This window comes from Bradyrhizobium sp. LTSP849 (assembly GCF_000938255.1).
Classification (GTDB): Bacteria; Pseudomonadota; Alphaproteobacteria; order Rhizobiales; family Xanthobacteraceae; genus Bradyrhizobium.
Map to the genome: position 1 here is coordinate 48671 of NZ_JYMR01000038.1, position 21181 is coordinate 69851.

General features: G+C 64.1%; 20 protein-coding genes and 1 riboswitch. Of the genes, 4 read left to right on the forward strand and 16 right to left on the reverse strand.

Going from position 1 to position 21181, the window contains the following annotated elements:
* Window positions 1–70: 70 nt before the first annotated feature.
* Window positions 71–150, forward strand: a riboswitch (SAM riboswitch).
* 68 nt (window positions 151–218) lie between these two features.
* On the forward strand, window positions 219–1415 hold the full coding sequence (locus UB31_RS22770) for an O-succinylhomoserine sulfhydrylase (protein WP_045012487.1): 1197 nt from the start codon (window positions 219–221) through the stop codon (window positions 1413–1415).
* A gap of 111 nt (window positions 1416–1526) precedes the next feature.
* Here the strand turns inward: UB31_RS22770 and UB31_RS22775 are convergent, their stop codons facing one another.
* The 3 genes from UB31_RS22775 to UB31_RS22785 are packed head-to-tail and all read right to left on the reverse strand — an operon-like array spanning window position 1527 to window position 4576.
* A complete protein-coding gene (locus tag UB31_RS22775; protein WP_045012488.1) occupies window positions 1527–2522 on the reverse strand; it encodes an SGNH/GDSL hydrolase family protein in 996 nt (331 codons plus the stop codon).
* 12 nt (window positions 2523–2534) lie between these two features.
* Entirely contained in the window at window positions 2535–3305 is a 771-nt protein-coding gene (locus tag UB31_RS22780) for an SGNH/GDSL hydrolase family protein (RefSeq protein ID WP_045012489.1), read from the reverse strand.
* On the reverse strand, window positions 3305–4576 hold the full coding sequence (locus tag UB31_RS22785) for an OpgC domain-containing protein (protein ID WP_045012490.1): 1272 nt from the start codon (window positions 4574–4576) through the stop codon (window positions 3305–3307). Before UB31_RS22785 ends, UB31_RS22780 begins: the two co-directional genes overlap by 1 nt.
* A 196-nt stretch (window positions 4577–4772) precedes the next feature.
* Between UB31_RS22785 and apaG the strand changes: the two genes are divergently transcribed.
* On the forward strand, window positions 4773–5165 hold the full coding sequence (gene apaG, locus UB31_RS22790) for a Co2+/Mg2+ efflux facilitator ApaG/CorD (RefSeq protein WP_045006100.1): 393 nt from the start codon (window positions 4773–4775) through the stop codon (window positions 5163–5165).
* Between the two features lie 149 nt (window positions 5166–5314).
* Here the strand turns inward: apaG and UB31_RS22795 are convergent, their stop codons facing one another.
* The 3 genes from UB31_RS22795 to UB31_RS22805 form a co-directional block, all read right to left on the reverse strand.
* A complete protein-coding gene (locus UB31_RS22795; protein WP_045012491.1) occupies window positions 5315–6322 on the reverse strand; it encodes an Hsp33 family molecular chaperone in 1008 nt (335 codons plus the stop codon).
* Between the two features lie 264 nt (window positions 6323–6586).
* Complete coding sequence (argF, locus tag UB31_RS22800; protein ID WP_045006080.1) at window positions 6587–7510, reverse strand: ornithine carbamoyltransferase; 924 nt, start codon at window positions 7508–7510, stop codon at window positions 6587–6589.
* On the reverse strand, window positions 7510–8718 hold the full coding sequence (locus UB31_RS22805) for an aspartate aminotransferase family protein (RefSeq protein ID WP_045012492.1): 1209 nt from the start codon (window positions 8716–8718) through the stop codon (window positions 7510–7512). Before UB31_RS22805 ends, argF begins: the two co-directional genes overlap by 1 nt.
* A gap of 449 nt (window positions 8719–9167) precedes the next feature.
* On the opposite strand from UB31_RS22805, the gene UB31_RS22810 reads away from it, so the two are divergent.
* A complete protein-coding gene (locus UB31_RS22810; protein ID WP_045006078.1) occupies window positions 9168–9680 on the forward strand; it encodes a GcrA family cell cycle regulator in 513 nt (170 codons plus the stop codon).
* A gap of 226 nt (window positions 9681–9906) precedes the next feature.
* Here the strand turns inward: UB31_RS22810 and phoB are convergent, their stop codons facing one another.
* The 10 genes from phoB to UB31_RS22860 form a co-directional block, all read right to left on the reverse strand.
* Window positions 9907–10614: a phosphate regulon transcriptional regulator PhoB gene (phoB, locus tag UB31_RS22815; RefSeq protein ID WP_027533133.1), complete on the reverse strand. Its 708-nt coding sequence runs from the start codon at window positions 10612–10614 to the stop codon at window positions 9907–9909.
* A gap of 22 nt (window positions 10615–10636) precedes the next feature.
* Complete coding sequence (gene phoU / locus UB31_RS22820; RefSeq protein WP_045006077.1) at window positions 10637–11353, reverse strand: phosphate signaling complex protein PhoU; 717 nt, start codon at window positions 11351–11353, stop codon at window positions 10637–10639.
* Between the two features lie 11 nt (window positions 11354–11364).
* Window positions 11365–12186: a phosphate ABC transporter ATP-binding protein PstB gene (pstB, locus tag UB31_RS22825; protein ID WP_045006076.1), complete on the reverse strand. Its 822-nt coding sequence runs from the start codon at window positions 12184–12186 to the stop codon at window positions 11365–11367.
* Window positions 12183–13028 carry a phosphate ABC transporter permease PstA gene (gene pstA / locus UB31_RS22830; protein ID WP_045006075.1) on the reverse strand — a complete coding sequence of 282 codons (846 nt, stop codon included), beginning with the start codon at window positions 13026–13028 and terminating at the stop codon, window positions 12183–12185. Before pstA ends, pstB begins: the two co-directional genes overlap by 4 nt.
* Window positions 13029–13032: 4 nt before the next feature.
* Entirely contained in the window at window positions 13033–14022 is a 990-nt protein-coding gene (pstC, locus tag UB31_RS22835; RefSeq protein ID WP_045006074.1) for a phosphate ABC transporter permease subunit PstC, read from the reverse strand.
* A gap of 160 nt (window positions 14023–14182) precedes the next feature.
* On the reverse strand, window positions 14183–15193 hold the full coding sequence (gene pstS, locus UB31_RS22840) for a phosphate ABC transporter substrate-binding protein PstS (RefSeq protein ID WP_045012590.1): 1011 nt from the start codon (window positions 15191–15193) through the stop codon (window positions 14183–14185).
* Window positions 15194–15336: 143 nt separating this feature from the next.
* On the reverse strand, window positions 15337–16635 hold the full coding sequence (locus UB31_RS22845) for an ATP-binding protein (RefSeq protein WP_045012493.1): 1299 nt from the start codon (window positions 16633–16635) through the stop codon (window positions 15337–15339).
* A gap of 35 nt (window positions 16636–16670) precedes the next feature.
* Window positions 16671–17726 (reverse strand): putative bifunctional lysylphosphatidylglycerol flippase/synthetase, encoded by a 1056-nt coding sequence (locus UB31_RS22850; protein ID WP_045006072.1) that lies wholly within the window; start codon window positions 17724–17726, stop codon window positions 16671–16673.
* 448 nt (window positions 17727–18174) lie between these two features.
* Window positions 18175–18471 carry a hypothetical protein gene (locus tag UB31_RS22855; RefSeq protein WP_045006071.1) on the reverse strand — a complete coding sequence of 99 codons (297 nt, stop codon included), beginning with the start codon at window positions 18469–18471 and terminating at the stop codon, window positions 18175–18177.
* A 2-nt stretch (window positions 18472–18473) separates the two neighbouring features.
* Window positions 18474–19868 (reverse strand): OmpA family protein, encoded by a 1395-nt coding sequence (locus tag UB31_RS22860; protein ID WP_045012494.1) that lies wholly within the window; start codon window positions 19866–19868, stop codon window positions 18474–18476.
* A gap of 166 nt (window positions 19869–20034) precedes the next feature.
* On the opposite strand from UB31_RS22860, the gene UB31_RS22865 reads away from it, so the two are divergent.
* A complete protein-coding gene (locus UB31_RS22865; RefSeq protein ID WP_045012495.1) occupies window positions 20035–21093 on the forward strand; it encodes a polysaccharide deacetylase family protein in 1059 nt (352 codons plus the stop codon).
* Window positions 21094–21181: the final 88 nt, after the last annotated feature.

A 21181-nucleotide genomic window follows, 5' to 3' on the forward strand; every position in this document is an offset into this window, starting at 1 on the left:
CGGAAAATACAGCCTTTTACGGCTATCCGATGGACGCCTTGACGAAAAGGGCATTGCGGAATATGAGCATGACTTATCCCGTGGTGATTTGAGCCGGCCGGCTTGCAGCCACGTTAAATAAGTCGCTAAACAGGCCGGGGACCTCTGTGATCCCGGCCCGTGGAGATATCCAGGCCGGTTTTTTTGTGACCATTTTCGATGGTCACGCAGGAGGTCCTATGTCGAAGTCCCCGGCGTCCACCGCCCACTACCGCCCCGAAACCCGTCTGGTCCATTCCGGCACCCTGCGCTCGCAATTTGGCGAGACGTCGGAGGCGCTGTTCCTGACCCAGGGCTATGTCTACAACAGCGCCGAGGAGTGCGAGGCGCGGTTCAAGGGCGAGGACCCCGGCTTCATCTATTCGCGCTACTCCAACCCAACCATCGCGATGTTCGAGCGCCGCATGATCGAGCTCGAAGGCGCCGAAGCCGCCCGCTCGGCCGCGACCGGCATGGCCGCGGTGACGACCGCGATCCTCGCGCCGCTGAAAGCCGGCGATCACGTGGTGGCGTCCCGTGCGCTGTTCGGCTCGTGCCTTTACGTCATTCAGGACCTGCTGCCGCGCTACGGCATCGAGACCACGCTGGTCGACGGCTTCGATCTCGACCAGTGGCAGCGCGCGCTGAAGCCGAACACCAAGACATTCTTCCTGGAGAGCCCGACCAACCCGACGCTCGACGTGCTCGACATTCCCGCGATTGCCGAGATCGCGCATAGCGGCGGCGCGCGGCTCGTCGTCGACAATGTGTTCGCGACGCCGATCTGGCAGAGCCCGCTCGCGCTCGGCGCCGATGTCGTCGTCTATTCCGCGACCAAGCACATCGACGGTCAGGGCCGCTGTCTCGGCGGCATCATCCTGTCGTCGGAAGCCTTCATTGCCGAGCACATCCACAATTTCATGCGCCAGACCGGCCCGTCGATCTCGCCGTTCAACGCCTGGGTTTTGCTCAAGGGCCTGGAGACGCTCGGCGTGCGCGTGCGCGCGCAGACCGAGACCGCGGCGCGCATCGCCGACGTGCTGGCGAGCCACCCAAAAGTTTCGCGGCTGATCTATCCCGGCCGCGCCGATCATCCGCAGGCAGCGCTCGTGAAGAAGCAGATGCGCGGCGGCTCGACGCTGGTCGGCTTCGAGGTCAAGGGCGGCAAGCAGGGCGCGTTCCGCGTGCTGAACGAGCTCAAGCTTGCGAAGATCTCGAACAATCTCGGCGACGCCAAGAGCCTGGTGACGCATCCGGCAACGACGACGCATCAGCGCCTGAAGCCCGAGGATCGCGCAGCGCTCGGCATCAGCGAGGGCTTCATCCGCTTCTCGGCGGGGCTCGAGCATGCCGATGATCTGATCGAGGATCTGACTGCGGCGCTGGAGAAGGCGTAGCCACGATATCGGAATCGTAGGGTGGGCAAAGCGAAGCGTGCCCACCATTCACGATCTCGATGTCGATAGATGGTGGGCACGGCGCTCTGCGCCTTTGCCCACCCTACGACATCACATCGGCCGATAGGTCCGCACGTCCGCGGGGACGTTCACGCCGAGCTTGATCTGGCCGACCGAGCGGATGATGTCGTCGCCCAAAAGCTGGGCGAAGCAGGCATAGCCCCAATCGTTCATGTGCAGGCCGTCGGCGATGACGAAGCTCTCGACCGGGATCGCCTGCTTCTCGTGCCAGTCGCGCATCACCTCGAAGCGCGGGAAGATGCCGACGTGACGGAGCTCGGCGACCTTGCCGAGCAGCTTCACCATCTTGCTGGCGCTTTCGGCGCGCTGCGTCACCTGCGGCGAATATTGCGGATCGACCAGCACGACGTCGGCGCCGCCGGCGGCCTGGATGCGCGAGATGCCGTCCTCGACCATCTTGGCGGTATCGCCGGGATCGAGGTTGCGCAGCACGGCATTGGTGCCGACCTGCCAGATCACGAGATCCGGATGCACGTCGATCACCTCGTTCTGGAGACGCTTCATCATCTCGGGCGCGTCCTCGCCGCCGACGCCGGCATTGATGACGGTGATGCTGGCGGTCGGATATTGCCGGCGCAGCTGCGCGGCGAGACGGTTCGGATAGTTGAAGTCAGGCGAGCTCGCGCCATAACCTGCGGTCGACGACGAGCCGAACGCGACGATCAAGACGGGCTGGCCGGCGACGAGCTTGTTCGCGACATGCGGCAGCGAGCCCATCGCTTTCGCGCCGCCCTTCGGCGACAGGCAAGGCACGCGGCTAAAAATGTCGCCCGCGGATTTCGCGACCTGCTTCACCTTGTCGATGGCGCGCGTCGTGAGGCCACGCTGCTCGGCGGGCGGATGGGTGGCCGCAACGGTGGTCTGGGACGGCGAGGATGCAGGAGCGGGATCAGCCGTCTGTGTGGGCGCGGGCGATGCCTGCGCGGTTTGTGCGTAAGCGGGTACCTGCGGCGTCAACATCAGCAGCGCCGCCGCTGCGAACGCAGCCAGCCATGCCGTCAGGCAAAAAGGGCGGAGAGAACTCATTAACGCTAGACCTCAATTTTGCTGCTGGGCCGGGCCCAGATGGGCAGCGTCGATCACAAACTGTGCCAACGCGCGGCCAAGGCAATCATGGACCTGTTTCGCCAGTTCAGGGCCGCGGGACGGGCTGAACAGGTCGAACTGACCCTGATCATTCCATTGCCGCATGATCGCGAAACGGTCGAACAGCGGGACATCATGCTCCTGCGCCACCACCCGCATATTGTCGAGATAGGGCGGCGCCGAGATCATGGTTTCGGTACGCGGGCTGTATTGCAAATTCATCAAGACGACGTCAGCCCCTGCATTTTGCAACGCAGCAACCCCATCGGTCACCGCGCCGCGAAAATCGTCGGGATCGATGGATCGGATAGCATCCACGGTCCCGGTCTGCCAGATGACCAAAGTAGGTGTTTTTGCTTCCATCAGCTTAACGAAGGTGGTGGCGGCCTCCTCCGCGGTTTTCTTGCTCTGTATTTCTACGGAGACGTGCACCGCCTCCGCAGGTGGCAGCTTTTCCTTCAAAATTGCCTGCATCCGCGCCGGATAGGAAGCCTCCTCCGAGGCTGGAATGGTCGTTGAACGGCTGCCGACGACCAGGATTTCAAGTGGTTTGCCGGCCTTGACGGCATCGGCGACCTTGTGGAGCTGGCTTTCGGTGGTGAGCAGATAGGACGGCAATTCGCAGGCTGCAGGAGCCGCAGGCGCAGCATCGCCCGCGCGCGCCGGGGGCGCGGCGAGGTTACCGCACAGCAGGATCAGGCTCAGGAGAACCTTCGCCTTCATCAGCCCCCTCCCGCCATATCGGCGCTGCCGACGGCGTTTTTGGTTTTCGAACCGCTCTTGTCAGCCACCCGCTTATACCACGAAATCACCCAGGCTACGGCCCACATGATCAGGATTCCGGAGAGACTAATCAGCGCATGCATGCCCGGGCCGCCCGAGACCTCAGCGAGGATGAAATGGCCGGCGAAGGCCAGGAAGACGCCGAGGCAGAAGATCTCGAGGGAATGCTGGCCGCACAGGATCAGCGGCCGCAGCAAGGGCGATTTCAGGCCCGGCCAGTCCCGCGGCAGGAAGCGCACGGTGAGCGCGGCCAGCGCCAGGAAATGCGTGAAGCGCAGCACGTCCAGGTCGGTCTTGTCGATCGGATACATCCATTGCTCGAGTAGCTTCGGCATGAGATGGCCGAGTTGCGGCACGTACCAGGTCAGCGTCACGTAGAACGCCGCGACCAGATAGGCGATCGATATCCACATCGTCACGGGCGACACCAGAATGCGCGACATGCGTCGCGCACCCCCGAGCGCGCACCATGCCCCAAACACGAAAAGCAATTGCCAGGCCAGAGGATTGAACGCCCAGAAGCCGTTCGGATAGGCGGACAGGTACAGATCGTATTCCCAGGTGACGGCGTAGAGCAGGACCGAGAAGCCGAGCGTGACGTCCGGCTTCCACTTCATCGACCACAGGATCAAGGGCAGCGCCAGCATCAGCACGATGTAGAGCGGCAGCACGTCCATGTTGACGGGACGAAAGCGCAGCAGCAGCGCCTGCACGATGGTGACGTCTGGCTGCTTGAGGAAATCCATGATGCCCATCTCTTCGGTGTAGAGCGGGTTCTCGAAGCTGGTGGCGACGTAGGAGATCTCGGCGAGGAATATCGTGAACAGGAAGACGTGGGCGACATAGATCTGCCAGACCCGGCGCAGGATGCGCGCGGTGGCGATGACGACGCCGGACTCCAGCATCGCGCGGCCATAGACGAAGGCGGCGGTGTAGCCGGAGATGAAGATGAATATCTCGGTGGCGTCGCTGAAGCCGTAATTGCGGATCGTGAACCAGGTCAGGAGATTCGGCGGCAGATGGTCGATGAAGATCAGCCACAGCGCCAGGCCGCGGAACAGATCGAGCCGGAGCTCACGCTCGCCGATGACGGGCAGCGTGATGGCCGGCGCGGCCGTGCGCGGCCTTGCGTCCACGGGCTTGGCATCCACAGGCTTGGCACCCGCGGTTCCCGCGATCGTCGATCCCGTCACTTGATCGGCAATGGTCATCGGGGCCCAAAAACCCTTCCGCAAATCGCGACGTTTGAGGAGTGTAGCGGTCCAGTCGCCGCCTCGCAAAGCGGCCGGATCACATCAGGGTGTATTTCCCTGGAGGTGTCCTTCCCTGTCAATTCTGGCGGGACGATGTCGCGAAAGCTGCCTGCGGCGTTTGGTTCCCGGCCGGGATTTCGTTATGATGGCAACCATGTACCGCGCCGTGACCCGCCAGATCGAAGTGACCGTCGAGCCGAACTTTGTTCCGGAGCAGTCGTCGGCCGACCGCTCGCGCTATTTCTGGTCCTACACCATCGTCATCACCAATTCCGGCGACGAGACCGTGCAGCTCAAGACGCGGCACTGGATCGTCACCGACGCCACCGGCCGGCAGCAGGAGACCAAGGGCGAAGGCGTGGTCGGCGAGCAGCCGACCTTGGCCCCCGGCGAGCGCTTCGAATATACCTCCGGCGTCCCGCTCTCGACCGCGTCGGGCTTCATGACCGGCCGCTACCAGATGGTCAGCGAAAGCGGCGAACGCTTCGAGATCGACGTGCCGACGTTCTCGCTAGACAGCCCGGATAATAAGAGGGTGTTGAACTAGCCTGGCTGTCATTCCCCGCGAAGGCGGGGAATCCAGTACGCCGCGGCCTATCAGCTCGATCACTGCCGTCTCGGAGGACTGGATCGCCCGATCAAGTCGGGCGATGACACCGAGTGCGTGGCGCGCAATGACGGAGGATGGATAGGCGTCTACGCATCCTCCACGCCCGCTTCTTGCGGTGTGAATCCGTACACCGAGCTACAGAATTCGCAGGTCACCACGACCTTGTCGTCCTTGACCATCGCGGCGCGGTCGTCGGGCGAGAAGCTCTGCAGCATGGCGGCAACGGCATCGCGCGAGCAGGAGCATTGCGCTTTCAACGATAGCGGATTGAACACGCGCACGCCGCGTTCGTGGAACAGGCGGTAGAGCAGCCGCTCGCCCGAGAGATCGGGATCGATCAGCTCGACGTCCTCGACGGTCTCGATCAGCGAGCGTGCCTCGACCCAGGCATCGTCCTCGGCGACAGCGTGCACCTCGACGCCTTCCGGCGCATCGCCGGGATGCAGATCGGCCTGCCGCGCGCGCTCCGGCGCCTTCGGCAAGAACTGCATCAGCATGCCGCCGGCGCGCCAGCGATGCTTGCCGCCGTCGCTCGAGCGCCACTCCTCGCCGACCGCGAGGCGGACGCGCGTCGGGATCTGCTCGGAGCGCAGGAAATATTCGTGGGCGGCGTCTTCCAGGCTGCCACCGTCGAGCGCAACCAAGCCCTGATAGCGGCTCATGTCGGGACCCTGGTCGATGGTCATGGCGAGATGGCCGTGGCCGAGCAGCGTGCCGGAATCCTTGGCATCCCCGAGGCGCGACGCGTCGTAGCGGGCATAGGCGCGCAAGCGATCCGGCGCATTGTAGTCCACCACCAGGAACGACACCGGGCCGTCGGTCTGGGCCTGGAGGATGAAGCGGCCCTCGAATTTCAGCGCCGAGCCGAGCAGCGTCGTCAGCACGATGGCCTCGCCGAGCAGCTTGCCGACCGGCGCGGGATAATCGTGCCGGGTCAGGATCTCGTCGAGCGCCGGGCCAAGCCGCACCAGCCGCCCGCGCACATCGAGCGCGTCGACCTCGTAAGGCAGCACGGCGTCATCGATCGGAATCGCCGATGGCGCGCGAACCGGGCCCTCGAGCCCGGTATTCATGTCAGGGGATTGGGAAACCATGGCGCATTATCTGGGGTCGGAGGGTAAAAATGGAAGGGGGGTGCGGGGTGGGATGTTCCGGACGTAGTTTCGATTGCACAACGATACCGCAAATTCGGTGTCGTCCCGGCCTAGTGCGCAATTGCGCACGGGGCCGGGACCCATAGCCACAGGAAGCAGTTTGGCGAAGGCTGTTAGCCTCCACCAGCAAGCCACAAGAGAGATCACGCGGTATGGGTCCCGGCCCCCGTGCGCAATTGCGCACTAGGCCGGGACGACAGAGACCTACTTCACCGCGTCGAAGCACCAGGCCAAAATACCCTTCTGCGCGTGCAGGCGGTTTTCGGCCTCGTCGAACACGACCGATTGCGGGCCGTCGATCACCTCGTCGGTGACCTCCTCGCCGCGATGCGCGGGCAGGCAGTGCATGAACAGTGCATCGGGCTTGGCGAGCGACATCAGTTTCGCATTGACCTGGTAGGGCTTGAGCACGTTGTGGCGGTGCTCGCCTTCCTTGTCGCCCATCGACACCCAGGTGTCGGTGACGACGCAATCGGCGCCGCTCACGGCCGCTTCCGCATCGGTGCCGAGCACGATCGGCGCGCCGGTGGCCTTGATCCAGTCGCGCATCACTTTTTTCGGCGCGAGCTCCGGGGGCGTCGCGACATTGAGCTGGAATTTGAAGCGCTCGGCCGCATGGGCCCAGGACGCCAGAACGTTGTTGTCGTCGCCGGTCCAGGCCACGGTCTTGCCTTCGATCGAGCCGCGATGTTCCTCATAAGTCATGAGATCGGCCATCACCTGGCAGGGATGCGAGCGCCGCGTCAGGCCGTTGATGACGGGCACGGTGGCGTTCGCCGCGAGCTCGAGCAGCGCGTCGTGGTTGAGGATGCGGATCATGATAGCGTCGACATAGCGCGACAGCACGCGCGCGGTGTCGGCGATGGTCTCGCCGCGGCCGAGCTGCATCTCCGCGCCGGTGAGCATGATGGGCTCACCGCCGAGCTGGCGCATGGCGACGTCGAACGACACCCGCGTCCGCGTCGACGGACGCTCGAAGATCATCGCCAGCGTCTTGCCTTCGAGCGGCTTGACCGGCTGATGCGCCTTCTGCTTCGCCTTCATGGCGGAAGAGGCGGCGAGCATGCTCTTGAGCTCCGACAACGGGAGCTCATCGATGTCGAGGAAGTGTTTTGGCGTCTTGCTCATCAGCCTGCCGCCCGCTTGCTCTGACTGGCCGAGATCGCGGCGCAGGCGCGTTCAAGCCGCGAAACGCCGTCCTCGATCTCCGCTTCGGTCACGATCAAGGGCGGCAGGAAGCGCACGACGTTGTCGCCGGCGCCGACGGTGAGCAGCTTTTCGTCGCGCAATGCCGCAACCAGATCGCCCGAGGGCACCACGGCCTTGATGCCGATCAGAAGCCCCTCGCCGCGCACTTCGCTGACGACATCGGGATAACGATCGATCACGGAGGCGAGCTTTTGCTTCAAGAGGAGCGACATCTTCTGCACGTGGTCGAAAAAGCCGGGCTTGAGCATGACGTCGAGCACCGCATTTGCCGCGGAGACTGCGAGCGGATTGCCGCCGAAGGTCGAACCGTGCGAGCCGGGCGTCATGCCGGAGGCCGCTTCCGCGGTCGCAAGGCAGGCACCGATCGGAAAACCGCCGCCGAGCGCCTTGGCCAGCGACATCACGTCCGGCGTGATGCCGAAACGGCGATGCGCAAACAGATCACCGGTGCGGCCCATGCCGGTCTGCACCTCGTCGAACGCCAGCAACAGGCCCTTCTCGTCACAGAGCTGGCGCAACGCGCGATAGAATGCCGGCGGCGCCGAGCGCACGCCACCCTCGCCCTGGAGCGGCTCGATCAGGATGCCGGCGGTCTGCGGGCCGATCGCCTTCTTCACGGCGTCGAGGTCGCCATGCGGGACCTGGTCGAAACCGTCCATCGGCGGGCCGAACCCTTCGAGATATTTTGCCGAGCCGGTGGCCGCCAGCGTTGCGAGCGTGCGGCCATGGAAGGCGCCCTCGAAGGTGATGATGCGATAGCGCTCGGGATGGCCCTTGGCGGCGTGATGGTGGCGGACGAGCTTGATCACGCATTCCAGCGCCTCGGCGCCGGAATTGCAGAAGAACACGAAGTCCGCAAAGCTCTCGTTGCAGAGACGCGCGGCCAGCCGCTCGCCGTCCGGGCTCTGGAACAGGTTCGACATGTGCCAGAGCTTAGTGGCCTGCTCCTGCAACGCCTTGACCAGCGCGGGATGGGCATGGCCGAGCGCATTCACCGCCACGCCCGAGGTGAAATCGAGATAGCGATCGCCATTGGTCGCGATCAGCCAAGAGCCCTCGCCGCGCTCAAAACCGATGTCGGCCCTGGCGAAAACGGGGAGCAAATGCGGCGCGGCGCTGTTGGTCATGACGCTCTCTTGGATGTTTCAGACGGCCTGAACGCGCGTTGCGCAGCGCGTCATTTGGTCCGGAAAACGAAACGTGCCGCCTTTTAAGGGCGGCACGCGTGACTATCTTATGCCTGGCACCACGGGTGTCAATGCCGCCCGGAAAGCCTCGCGAAACGCTGAATCCGTAGTCTTGCGGTGCCGAATTTGCGGATTTTGGCCACGGAACATGTGGAAGCGAGTCGGCGGACTCTTGCGCGTGAGTCACGCCATATTGTAGCGTTTGGTTTGTCAGATACGACATCTCGTGCAGCGGTTCTGATCTCTAAGTCCTCTTGTACCGGCGTAAACGTTCGGGCGCGTCTTCGTGCCCGGCGAGCCTTAAGGGATTCTGACGGCACGGGTTTTTCGAGACTTAGCATTCGTTGTGCGCCCCAGGATGGCTGGCGCGCGGCGAAGGAAAGGGTGCAATGACGGTTTTGACTTGGTCCGACGATCGCGTCGAGCAGTTGAAAAAGCTCTGGGAGGCCGGATTGTCGGCCAGCCAGATCGCGGCCGAGCTCGGCAACGTGACCCGCAACGCCGTGATCGGCAAGGTGCACAGGCTTGGCCTGTCGGGCCGCGCCAAGAGCCCGTCGTCGGCTGCTCCGCGGCCGCGCAAGGCGCGTCCCGCGCAGCACATGATGCGGGTGAGCCGGCCGATTGCGCGCGGCAACACCGCGCTGGCGCAGGCCTTCGAGGTCGAGGTCGAGGCTGAACCGGTCACCTACGACAACGTGGTGCCGATGAGCCAGCGGCTGTCGCTGCTTGAATTGAACGAGGCAACCTGCCACTGGCCGGTCGGAGATCCCTCGAGCCCGGATTTCTTCTTCTGCGGCGGCAAGGCGCTTTCCGGCCTGCCCTATTGCGCCCAGCACTCGCGGGTCGCCTACCAGCCGGCGTCGGATCGCCGCCGTGCGCCGGTGAAGCCGGGTCCGCGCTGAGTTAGTCGATTTAGCTGGTTGCTAACGGCTGCCGTCACATGATGACGGCGCAACAAATTCAGTGTCGTCCCGGCGAAGGCCGGGACCCATACTCCGAGAACGCAGTTATTGCGCGAGAGGGCGACTCCGAGTCTTCGCCAAACCACACCCTGTGGTTATGGGTCCCGGCCTTCGCCGGGACGACATCGGAGATGGTCGCGGCGGTTAACAAACTAACCGCAGAAACCTACGCCTGCTCCGCCTTCGCAAAACGATCGTCCAGCGCATAGCCGGCGCCGCGCACGGTGCGGATCGGGTCCTGCTCGCGGCCGAGATTGAGCAGCTTGCGCAGGCGGCCGATATGCACGTCGACGGTGCGCTCGTCGATGTAGATGTCGCGGCCCCAGACGCTGTCGAGCAGCTGCTCGCGCGAGAACACCCGGCCCGGATGCTCCAGGAAGAACTCCAGCAGGCGATATTCGGTCGGACCGAGATCGATCGGACGGCCCGAACGCGCCACGCGGCGTTTTTCACGGTCGAGCTCGATGTCGCCAAAAGCGAGCACCGTGGCGAGCCGCTCGGGGCTTGCGCGCCGCAGCAGACCCTTCACGCGCGCCAACAGCTCGGGCACCGAGAACGGCTTGACGATGTAATCGTCGGCGCCGGTCGCCAGTCCCCGCACCCGCTCGCTCTCCTCGCCGCGCGCGGTGAGCATGATGATCGGGAGCTGCTTGGTGTCGGACCGCGCACGAAGCCGCCGGCACAGCTCGATGCCGGAGAGGCCCGGCAGCATCCAGTCGAGCACAATCAGATCGGGGATGTGCTCCTTGAGACGGGTGTCGGCGTCGTCGCCGCGCATCACCGTCTCGACGTCATAGCCGTCGCCTTCGAGGTTGTAGCGCAGGAGCTCGGTGAGAGCTTCCTCGTCTTCAACAACCATAATGCGTGCGCCCATGGGGTCGTCGCTCCTTAAGTCTTCAGGTGTTAGGAACCGTCGTGGCGAAGGTCGTCATGTCGCCCTTTGGGCGCTTGTCGGTCATCGCCTGACCTTCGATCATGTAGAACACGGTCTCGGCGATGTTGGTGGCGTGATCGCCGATCCGCTCGATGTTCTTGGCGCAGAACATCAAATGGATGCAGAACGAAATGTTGCGCGGATCTTCCATCATGTAGGTGAGGAGCTCGCGGAACAGCGAGGTGCAGATGGCGTCGACTTCCTCGTCGCCCTTCCACACCGCCATCGCCGCCGGCAAATCATGCGCGGCATAGGCGTCCAGCACCGACTTGACCTGCTGCTGCACCAGATCGGTCATGTGCTCGAGGCCGCGGAACAGCTTGAGCGGATGAAAATCCGTCTCCAGCGCCGCGACGCGCTTGCCCATGTTCTTGGCGAGGTCGCCGATGCGCTCGAGATCGGTCGCAACGCGCATGGCGCCGACGATCTCGCGCAGATCGACCGCCATCGGCTGGCGGCGGGCGATGGTGAGCACCGCGCGCTCCTCGATGCGCTTCTGGAGCGCGTCGAGCTCAACGTCGGTGATGACGACGCGCTGGCCGAGCGCGACGTCGCGGCGGATCAGCGCGTCGACGGAATCGACGATCATGCGCTCGGCAATCCCGCCCATCTCGGCAACCAGGCGCGTAAGTTCCTGGAGGTCGGTGTCGAAGGCCTTTGCGGTATGTTCAGAACCCATGTCCCGTCTCCTCAGCCGAACCGGCCGGTGATGTAATCCTGCGTGCGCCGATCAGTCGGCGACGTGAAGATCTTGCTGGTGTCGTCGAACTCGATCAGCTCGCCGAGATACATGAAGGCGGTCTTGTCGGAGACGCGGGCCGCCTGCTGCATGTTGTGGGTGACGATCGCTATCGTGTAACTCTCGGACAATTCCTGGATCAGCTCCTCGACCTTGGCGGTCGAGATCGGGTCGAGTGCCGAGCAGGGCTCGTCGAACAGGATCACCTCGGGCCGCACCGCGACGGTGCGGGCGATGCAGAGGCGCTGCTGCTGGCCGCCGGAGAGCGACAGGCCAGACGCGTTGAGCTTGTCCTTGACTTCGTTCCACAGCGCGCCGCCACGCAGCGCCTTCTCGACGCGGCCGTCCATCTCGGACTTCGATATCTTTTCATAGAGACGGATACCGAAGGCGATATTCTCATAGATCGTCATCGGGAACGGCGTCGGCTTCTGGAACACCATGCCGACGCGCGCGCGGAGCAGATTGAGGTCGAGCTTGGGGTCGAGAATGTTGGTCTGGTCGAGCATGAGCTGACCGGTGACGCGCTGGCCCGGATAGAGGTCGTACATCCGGTTGAAGATGCGCAGCAGGGTCGACTTGCCGCAGCCCGACGGGCCGATGAACGCCGTGACGCGGTTGGCACCGAGCGTCAAGTTGATGTTCTTCAACGCGTGGTGCTCGCCATAATAGAAGTTGAGGTTGCGCACCGTCACCTTGGGGGGCGCCTCGGGCAGCACCGGCGCCTGGGGCAGGCCGCCGGCCGCGCTCATCGAAACGGAAAGATCACTCATTTTGCGGTCCTCTCGGCGCCAAGGATGCGCGCACCAATATTCAGGGCAAGAACGGTCAGGGTGATGAGCAGCGCCCCGCTCCAGGCCAGCTGCTTCCAGTAGGCGTATGGGCTCTGCACGAAGTTGTTGATGGTGACCGGCAGGTTCGCCATCGTCTTGTTCAGGCTCAGGCTGAAGAACTGATTCGACAGCGCGGTGAACAGCAGCGGCGCGGTCTCGCCGGCGACGCGGGCGGTGGCGAGCAGCACGCCGGTGATGAGACCGGAACGCGCGGAACGATAAGCGATCCGCTTGATCACCAGCGAGCGCGGCAGGCCGAGCGCCGAGGCCGCCTCACGCAGCGCGTTCGGCACCAGCAGCAGCATGTCCTCGGTCGTGCGCAGCACCACCGGGATCACGATCACGGCGAGCGCGAGACAGCCGGCGAACGCCGAGAAGCCGCGCATCGGCACCACCACCGCGCCATAGATGAAGAGACCGATGATGATCGAGGGCGCCGAGAGCAGGATGTCGTTGATGAAGCGGATCACCGAGGTCAGGCGGTCGTTGCGGCCGTATTCGGCGAGATAGGTGCCGGCGAACATGCCGAGCGGCGCGCCGATGCCGACGCCGATCACGGTCATGATCAGCGAGCCGACGATGGCGTTGAGCAGGCCGCCCTCGTTCGATCCGGGCGGCGGCGTGTTCTCGGTGAAGAGCTGGAAATTGAGTCCGGCCAAGCCGTTGTAGAGCAGCGTGATCAGGATCAGCGCGAGCCAGGTGACGCCAAAGGCCGCGGCAGCGAAGCAGAGACCGCGAATGACGATGTCCTTGCGGCGGCGGCGTGAATAGATCGGGTTCATGGCGTTAATTCCCCGCCTTCTTTTCCAGCCGCATCAGCATCAGCCGCGCCGCTGCGAGCACGAAGAACGTCAGCACGAACAGCAGCAGGCCGAGCAGGATCAGGCCGGACTGGTGCAGGCCGTCGCTCTCGGCGAATTCGGATGCGATCGCCGCCGAGATCGTGGTGCCGGGGGCGAAGATCGAGGACGAGATGCGAAACGAGTTGCCGATGATGAAGGTCACCGCCATGGTTTCGCCGAGCGCGCGGCCCAGCGCCAGCATGACGCCGCCGATGACGCCGACGCGGGTGTAGGGGATGACCACGCTGCGGACGACTTCCCAGGTGGTGCAGCCGACGCCGTAGGCGGCCTCTTTCAGAACCGGAGGCACCGTCTTGAACACGTCGACCGAGATCGAGGTGATGAAGGGCAGCACCATGATCGCGAGGATCAGGCCGGCATTGAACAGGCTGAGATAGGACGGCGGGCCGGCGAAGATCGCACCGAGCACGGGGATGCCGTCAAATATCTTGATCATAAAGGGCTGGAAGCTGTTGGCCAGAAACGGGCCAAGCACGAAGAAGCCCCACATACCGTAGATGATCGAGGGAATGCCGGCGAGCAGCTCGATCGCCATGCCGATCGGGCGGCGCAGCCATTGCGGGCAGAGCTCGGTCAGGAAGATCGCAATGCCGAGACCAACCGGAATGGCGATCAGCATCGCGATGAAGGAGGTGACGAGTGTGCCGTACATCGGACCAAGCGCGCCGAGCACGGGCGGATCGGCCGACGGCGCCCAGCGCTGCGTCCACAGGAAGGCGAAGCCGTATTCCTTCATCGCTGGAAAGGCGCCGACGATCAGCGACAGGATGATGCCGCCGAGGATGAGAAGCACCGAAATCGCGCTAAGCCGCGTGATCCAGTAGAAGGTGACGTCACCGAGCTTGAACGCGCTCAAGGCCTTGGCGCGATCATATGGTCCGGCGTCGTCGACGATATCGCTCTGAACGGCCATCTCTGCCACGCCGATCCCCTGTACCAAATTATATACTTGTTGTTGGCCTCGTGCCCCGGATGCAGCGCGACGCTGATCCGGGGCCTCGTTCTTGTGGGTCCCGGCTCAGCGGTACAGCATTTTCATGCTGCGCCGCGTCCGGGACACGAGCGTCGTTGACTTAGCTCTTGATGTCGGCAGCCCAGGTCTTCTCGATCAGCTGGACGACGCTGTCGGGCATCGGGATGTAGTCGAGCTCTTCAGCCGCTTTGCCGCCGTTCTTGAAGGCCCAGCGGAAGAACTTGATGGCTTCCTGCGAGGACGCCTTGTCGGTCGCATCCTTGTGCATGAGGATGAAGGTCGCCGCCGTGATCGGCCAGGACTTGTCGCCGGGCTGGTCGGTCAGGATGACATAGTAGCCCGGAGCCTTGGCCCAGTCGGCGTTGGAGGCGGCCGCCTGGAAGGCTTCGACCGTCGGCTGCACCGTCTTGCCGCCCTTGTTGACGAGGGCGGTGTAGGTCAGCTTGTTCTGCTTGGCGTAGGCATACTCGACATAGCCGATCGAGTTCTTGGTCTGGCTGATGTTGCCGGAGACGCCCTCGTTGCCCTTGGCGCCGACGCCGACCGGCCACTCGACGGCCGTACCCTCACCGACCTTGCTCTTCCAGTCCGCGCTGGCCTTGGCGAGATAGTTGGTGAAGTTGAAGGTGGTGCCCGAACCGTCGGAGCGGCGGACCACGGTGATCGCCTCGGACGGCAGCTTCAGGTTCGGATTGAGCTTCTTGATGGCCGGATCATCCCACTTGGTGATCTTGCCGAGATAGACGCTGGCCAGCGTCTCGCCGTCGAACACCAGCTCGCCGGCCTTGATGCCCTCGATGTTGACGACGGGAACGATGGCGCCCATCACCATCGGCCACTGTGCGAGGCCGTCCTTCTCGAGCTGCTCGGCCTTGAGCGGGGCATCGGTCGCGCCGAAAGTCACGGTCTTGGCCTGGATCTGCTTGATGCCGCCGCCGGAACCGATCGACTGGTAGTTCAGACCGTTGCCGGTCTCCTTCTTGTAGGCGTCAGCCCACTTGGAATAGATCGGGAACGGGAACGTTGCGCCCGCACCTGTGATATCGGCAGCGAAGGCCGACGTCGATGCGGCGACCAAGCCAGCAGCGACGATAGTTTTGATGAAATTCATGCTGGTCTCCATACAGGGGAGCGAAGCGCATTCGCGCCCGATCGCGCTCCCCGTCCCGCCCCTTTAGGAGCAGTCGGCTGTGCTTTTACGAAGGTTTCGTGACAGTCGGATGACAGACTTAACCAACTGAAATTGCTATAATTTCAAGCGGAAGTCGGAGGCTTGGCCTGGGGGAAACAGGCGGTGAAAGTGGCGCCCTGTTTGGGCACGCTTTCGATCAAAAGCCGGCCGCGATGGCGGTTAAGGATATGTTTCACCAGCGATAAACCGAGCCCGGTCCCGCCCTGTGAGCGGCTGTCGCCGACGTCTACCCGGTAAAAGCGCTCGGTCAGCCGCGGCAGGTGCTCGGGTGCGATGCCGGGGCCGAAATCGCGCACCAGGACCCGGATTTCCTGAGTTCCGTCGGTCGCCGGGTTCGCGGTCAGCGACACGATAACGCGCCCGCCGGAAGCGCCGTATTTGAGGGCATTCTCGATCAGGTTCTCGAACAGGCGGAGCAACTCCTCGCGGTCGCCCGCGATCATCACCGGCGCCTGCGGCAAGTGGATCTCGACATCGACCTGGCGCTCGCGCGCAAGCGGCTCGAGCCCGTCGGCGACCTGGAGGATGATCGGCAGCAGATCGACCAGCGTATCCGGCCGCACATGGGCCGACAGCTCTACCCGCGACAGCGACAGCAAATCGTCGATCAGGCGCGCCATGCGGGTGGCCTGGTTGTGCATGATGCCGAGGAAGCGCTCGCGCGCCTTGGGATCGTCCTTGGCCTGGCCCTGGAGCGTATCGATGAAGCCCGACAGCGCCGCGAGCGGCGTGCGCAATTCATGGCTGGCATTGGCGACGAAGTCGGCCCGCATCTCCTCGACCCGGCGCAGCGGCGTCTGGTCGTGGAAGGTCATCAGCATGCATTTGTCGGCGCCGCCGAAGGTGGTCGGTACCGGCACCGGCGTAATGGTCAGTTCCATCCAGCGGTCGACCGGCACATGGTCGAGATAGGTCGTGCGCCGCGGTTCGGAGGTCGCAATCGACTCGCGCAACGCCGTGATGATCTCAGGCGAACGCAGCGCGAACTGGGCGAGCTCGTTCCTGCGCAGCGCCGGCGCAAGCTGGGCGGCGGCGGCATTGAGATGGATGACGCGGCCGGCGCGGTCGAGCAGCACCGCCGGATCCGGCATGCCGGCAACGACTGCGGCCACTGCTGCGCCCTCGACCGGATTGACGCGGCGGGTGTCCTCACGCGAAGCAGAGGTATCATGCAGCCGCCAGGGGATCAGCGCCGCGGCCGCGATGCAGAGGAACACCGTCGCCGCCCGCATCACCGACAATTCGCCGAGCGAAACCACCACCGACAGCGCCAGCGCCGCGGCGATCAGGATGATGGTCGAGTGCCGCAGCCGGTCGGACCAGGGCTGGGCGGAGGGAGACGATGGGGCGTCAATCGCCATCGGGGCGGGCTTCTCCTAAAGGCTTGCGCCGGTGCTCAGGCGCCGCTGTCGCTACGCTTTCGCACATAGGCGGCTTCAGGCGGCGGCCCTGGATCGAGCTTGAGCGCGGCCTGTTGCAGGCGTTTCGATCGGGCGCCAATTATAACTTCGCGAAACGTCAGCAAGATTACAGATATGACGAAGGGGGAAAGATAATAGAGCACCCGGAACAGCAGCATGCCGCCCAAGAGTTCCTCGCGGTCCATCTGCCAGAGGCCAACCAGCATGGCGGCGTCGAACACGCCGAGCCCACCGGGCGAATGGCTGGCGAAGCCGAGCAGCGTCGCCGAGACGAAGATGACTGCGACCACGACGAAGCCGAGATTGGGCTCGTCGGGGACCAGCACGTACATCGCGAGCGCGCAGAAGCCGAGATCAATGATGCCGATGGCGATCTGGAGCAGCGTCAGCGGCCCACCCGGCAGCACCACAGTCCAGGGACCGCGCCCGACCACACGCGGCTGGGTCCAGACCCAGACCACATAGCCGACCAGCGCTGCGAGGATCATCATCGCCAGCGTCCGGTTCAGCCAGGGCGGAAGCATGTCGATCGCGGCGGCCGCCTCCGGATGGTAGGAGATGCCGAGGCCAAGCACGGCGGCATTGCCGAGCCAGAAGGTCAGGCCGGCGAGGAAGCAGATTTTTGCGACGTCGATCGCGTTCAGACTATAGGCCGAGTAGATGCGATAGCGCACCGCACCGCCGGTGAAGACGCTGGCACCGACATTGTGGCCGATCGAATAGCTGGTGAAGGCCGCGAGCGCATTGATGCGATAGGGCACGTGGGCATGGCCGATCGCGCGCACGGCAAACAGATCATAGAAGGTCAGCGTGAAATAGCCCGCGGCCACGAACAGCGCGGCCATCGCAATCTGGCTCGGCTCGGTGCTCTTGATCGCTTCGATCACCTCGTTCATGTCGATGCCGCGCAGCATGTGGTAGAGCACATAGCAAGCGATACCGATGACCGCGACGCTGATCACAACTCCAAGCTTATGCAGGATTTGCTTCTGGCGCAGAAACGACATCGCCCTGCGTATGGCTTCCAGCATCTAGACCTCGAACAACGCTTCAGCGGCCAGGGTGGCCGGCGAACAGGCGGACGACGCACAGGCACTCAACGAACCCTCGCCGCCGGCTCCGGCATCGCGCATGCCCCCCACCCCTCCACTAGCGCGTTTTCGGGCGGAGTGGAATTCGCCAATACGAACAAAATCACGTGCCTTCAATATTTTAGGCAGGTTTGCGGGCTCAAGATGCACGGTTTGGCGCTTTCGGTGGCAGGTTCGACGGCAGGACTGACGCGAATCTCCACGGCAATCCTGCGCAGGGGCCGTGAAGTTTTGATGATTTCGGCCGCTCAATGTTCCGTCGCGCCTTAAGCCGATCTCAATCTATGGGCCACGACAGCCTATTGAAAGAGGAGGCGATCCAATCGTTCCAGACGGATTTTCCGATTTCTGCAGCGAAAGCAGCGCGCCTTTGGGCAGTCCGAAAAACTCAGGCGGCCGGCTGGCTCCGCGACACCACCCGGTCGCGCAGCCAGGCGCCGATGGTGCAGCCGACGAGGTAGCAGGCGAACATGGTCAGGCCGAGGTCGAGCCAGTAGCCGAAGCGGCCGGGGACGACATGCGCGAAGGAGGCCGCGACCAGGCCTGCGACCAGCACCGCCAGCCAGCGCGCGGTCACCTTCGAGGTGCCGTTGCCGCGTTGGACCACCGAGATCCAGCCCATGCAAAAGCCGAGCAGCAGCGCGCCGATCAGCCAGCCCATATGAAACGAGACGAGATAGGGCATCGTCACCTCACCAGAAATTCGATGCGGCGATTTTGCGCCTTGCCGTCGTCACTGTCGTTGCCGGCGACGGGCTGGGTGCTGCCATAGCCGACCGCGGTGAAGCGGTTGGCGGGCAGGCCGGCCTTGACCAGATAGTCGATCACCGCCTGCGCGCGCTTCTCGGAGAGCGCCTGGTTGAAGGCATCCTCGCCGTCGGAATCGGTGTGGCCTGCGACCTCGATATTGGTGGTGGGGCAGCGCAGCGCGGTCTCGATCAGATGATCGAGAATGCCGGCGGAATCAGGATCGATGTCGGCGCGCTTGGACTCGAAGCGGATCTTGCCCTTGGCGAGCAGCTCCGAGAACAATTGCTGGCAGACGGTGCCGTCGACCGGCCCCGCCGCAGGCTTCACCGTGATCTCCGGCTTGTACTGCCAGTTTTTTGGAAAGTCCTTGCCCAGGCCTGCGCGGATGTCGTTCGCGGCGCCTTCATACAGCGCATCACCCGACAGCTTCACCTCGCGATCGGACACGACGAGCGTACCGGTCGACAGCCGCGACAGCGCCCCGAGCGCTGCGACCACGGCGGTGTTGAAGGCGCCGGGCGCACCGACGCTGGCCTTGAGATTGTCGACGACCTTCTCGTTGAAGAATTTTCGCGACGCACCGGTCGCGATGGTGGCGTGGACATTGTTGTCGGGCACGTAGCCGGTCAGTGTCACGGTGGCTGCGACCGGATCCTTGTAGGCCTGGAAGATGTAGGGCGGGGCCTTGATCTCGTTGGCGGCGATCGAAAAGCCTTCGGGCAGGTTTTTGAGCGCAGCCGCGATCGCCTCGCGGCCGCCGATATCGCGCGCCATGCCGGACAGATTGATCTTGGTGTCGGAGATCGTGATCTTGCCGTCCTTCAGCTTGCCGATCTGGTCGAGCAGCAGCGTGGCGGCGGCCTCGAAACGCGGCGGCGCACCGCGCGCCAGGCCCATCTGATCGGCCACCTCGACGCCACCGAGCTCCTTGCGCGCCGCCTCGGTCAGGCGGGCCTTCATCGACGGCAGAGGTGCGGAGCCCGACAGCGTGACCCGCACGACGTCACGCTCGGCGTTCCAGACGAATGGCTTGGCCTCCGCGACCAGGCGGGTCCCGTCGTCAACCAGACGCACGCCGGGAACATTCTCGACCGCCATGACCGCGTCCCGCCGCCCCTCCTCGGAGAAGGCATCGGCCGCCAGGCTGATGTCGCGGCCGTCGACGGCGATCCGGGTCTTGTCCAGAACGGTGTCCTTGAGCGCGGCGGCGCTGCGGGCCGAAAGGTCGGCCTCGACCGGCAAGGTGTTATTCCAGGCCGCAAATCCCCACATGACGGCCAGGGGGATCAGCCCCGGCCACCATTTACTTGCCCACCTGAAAAGCTTGCGCATTCGACGACCCGAACTCTGGAACCGGAGACAAAACAAACCCTTGGCGGGCTGTCAAACCGGAAATGGTGCCCTTCCGAAGGCCATGTGTGCGCAATTGGAATAACTTTTTCTTCAAGGGTCACACCCTAAGTTGAGGGCGGAATGCCCAGGGGTCGGCCAGCCGGTCATGAAACAACTCCGTAACAACGTCATCCGCGCCGGGCTGGGAGCACTCTATTTCAGCGGGGCGCACCATTTGCTGCGCCCGCTTCTGTCGGGCGTCGGCGCCATTTTCATGTTGCACCACGTGCGGCCGGCCCGTGAGGGCGCGTTCCAGCCGAACCGGCATCTCGAAGTCACCCCCGACTTCCTGCGTGCGACCCTGTGCCATTTGCGCTCGCGCGAGATCGACATCGTCGGCATGGATGAGCTGCACGAACGGCTGGTGCAGGGCCGGTTCAACCGCCGCTTCGCCGCCTTCACCCTCGACGACGGCTATCGTGACAATCGTGATCATGCCCTGCCAGTGCTGCGCGAATTTGACGCGCCCGCAACCGTCTATGTCGCCAGCGATTTCGCCGAGGGCACCGGACGGCTGTGGTGGGCCGCGCTGGAGGCCGTGATCGCCAGGACCGAGCAGGTCGACGTGCAGATCGGCAATTCCGCGCTGCGGATCGATGCGACGACGCCAGCCGCAAAACAGGTCGCGTTCGACCGCCTGCACGATTGGCTGCGCGCGCTGCCGGGCGAGCACGATCTGACGCGCGAGATCGAGGCGCTCTGCACGAAATACGATGTCGACATGGCCGCGCTGTGCCGCAGTCTCTGCCTGTCCTGGGATGAGGTGAAGCTGTTGGCCGCCGATCCGCTGGTCACAATCGGCGCCCACACCATCAGCCATTGCAACCTCGCCAGGCAGAGCGAGGAGATCGCCGCGCAGGAGATGGCGGTGAGCCGCGTGCGGATCGAGCACGCGCTGGAGCGCCCCGTGCTGCACTTCGCCTATCCCTATGGCGACCGCGAGGCCGCCGGGATGCGCGAATTCGCGCTGGCCGCATCCGCCGGCTTCAAGACCGCAGTGACGACGCGGCCCGGCATGCTGTTCGCCGAGAACGCCGGCCACATGACCGCGCTGCCGCGGATCTCGCTCAACGGCAACTACCAGGATGCGCGGATTCTGCCGGTGCTGACGTCGGGGGCCGCAACCGCAATGTGGAACGGCTTTCGCCGGTTTGCTGCGGCTTAAGCTCAGTCGTCGTCCTGGCTTTCGCCAGGACGACACCGAGATTGACTCCCCTCCCCACGGCGCTCAAAACGTCGCCAAACCAAGGGAG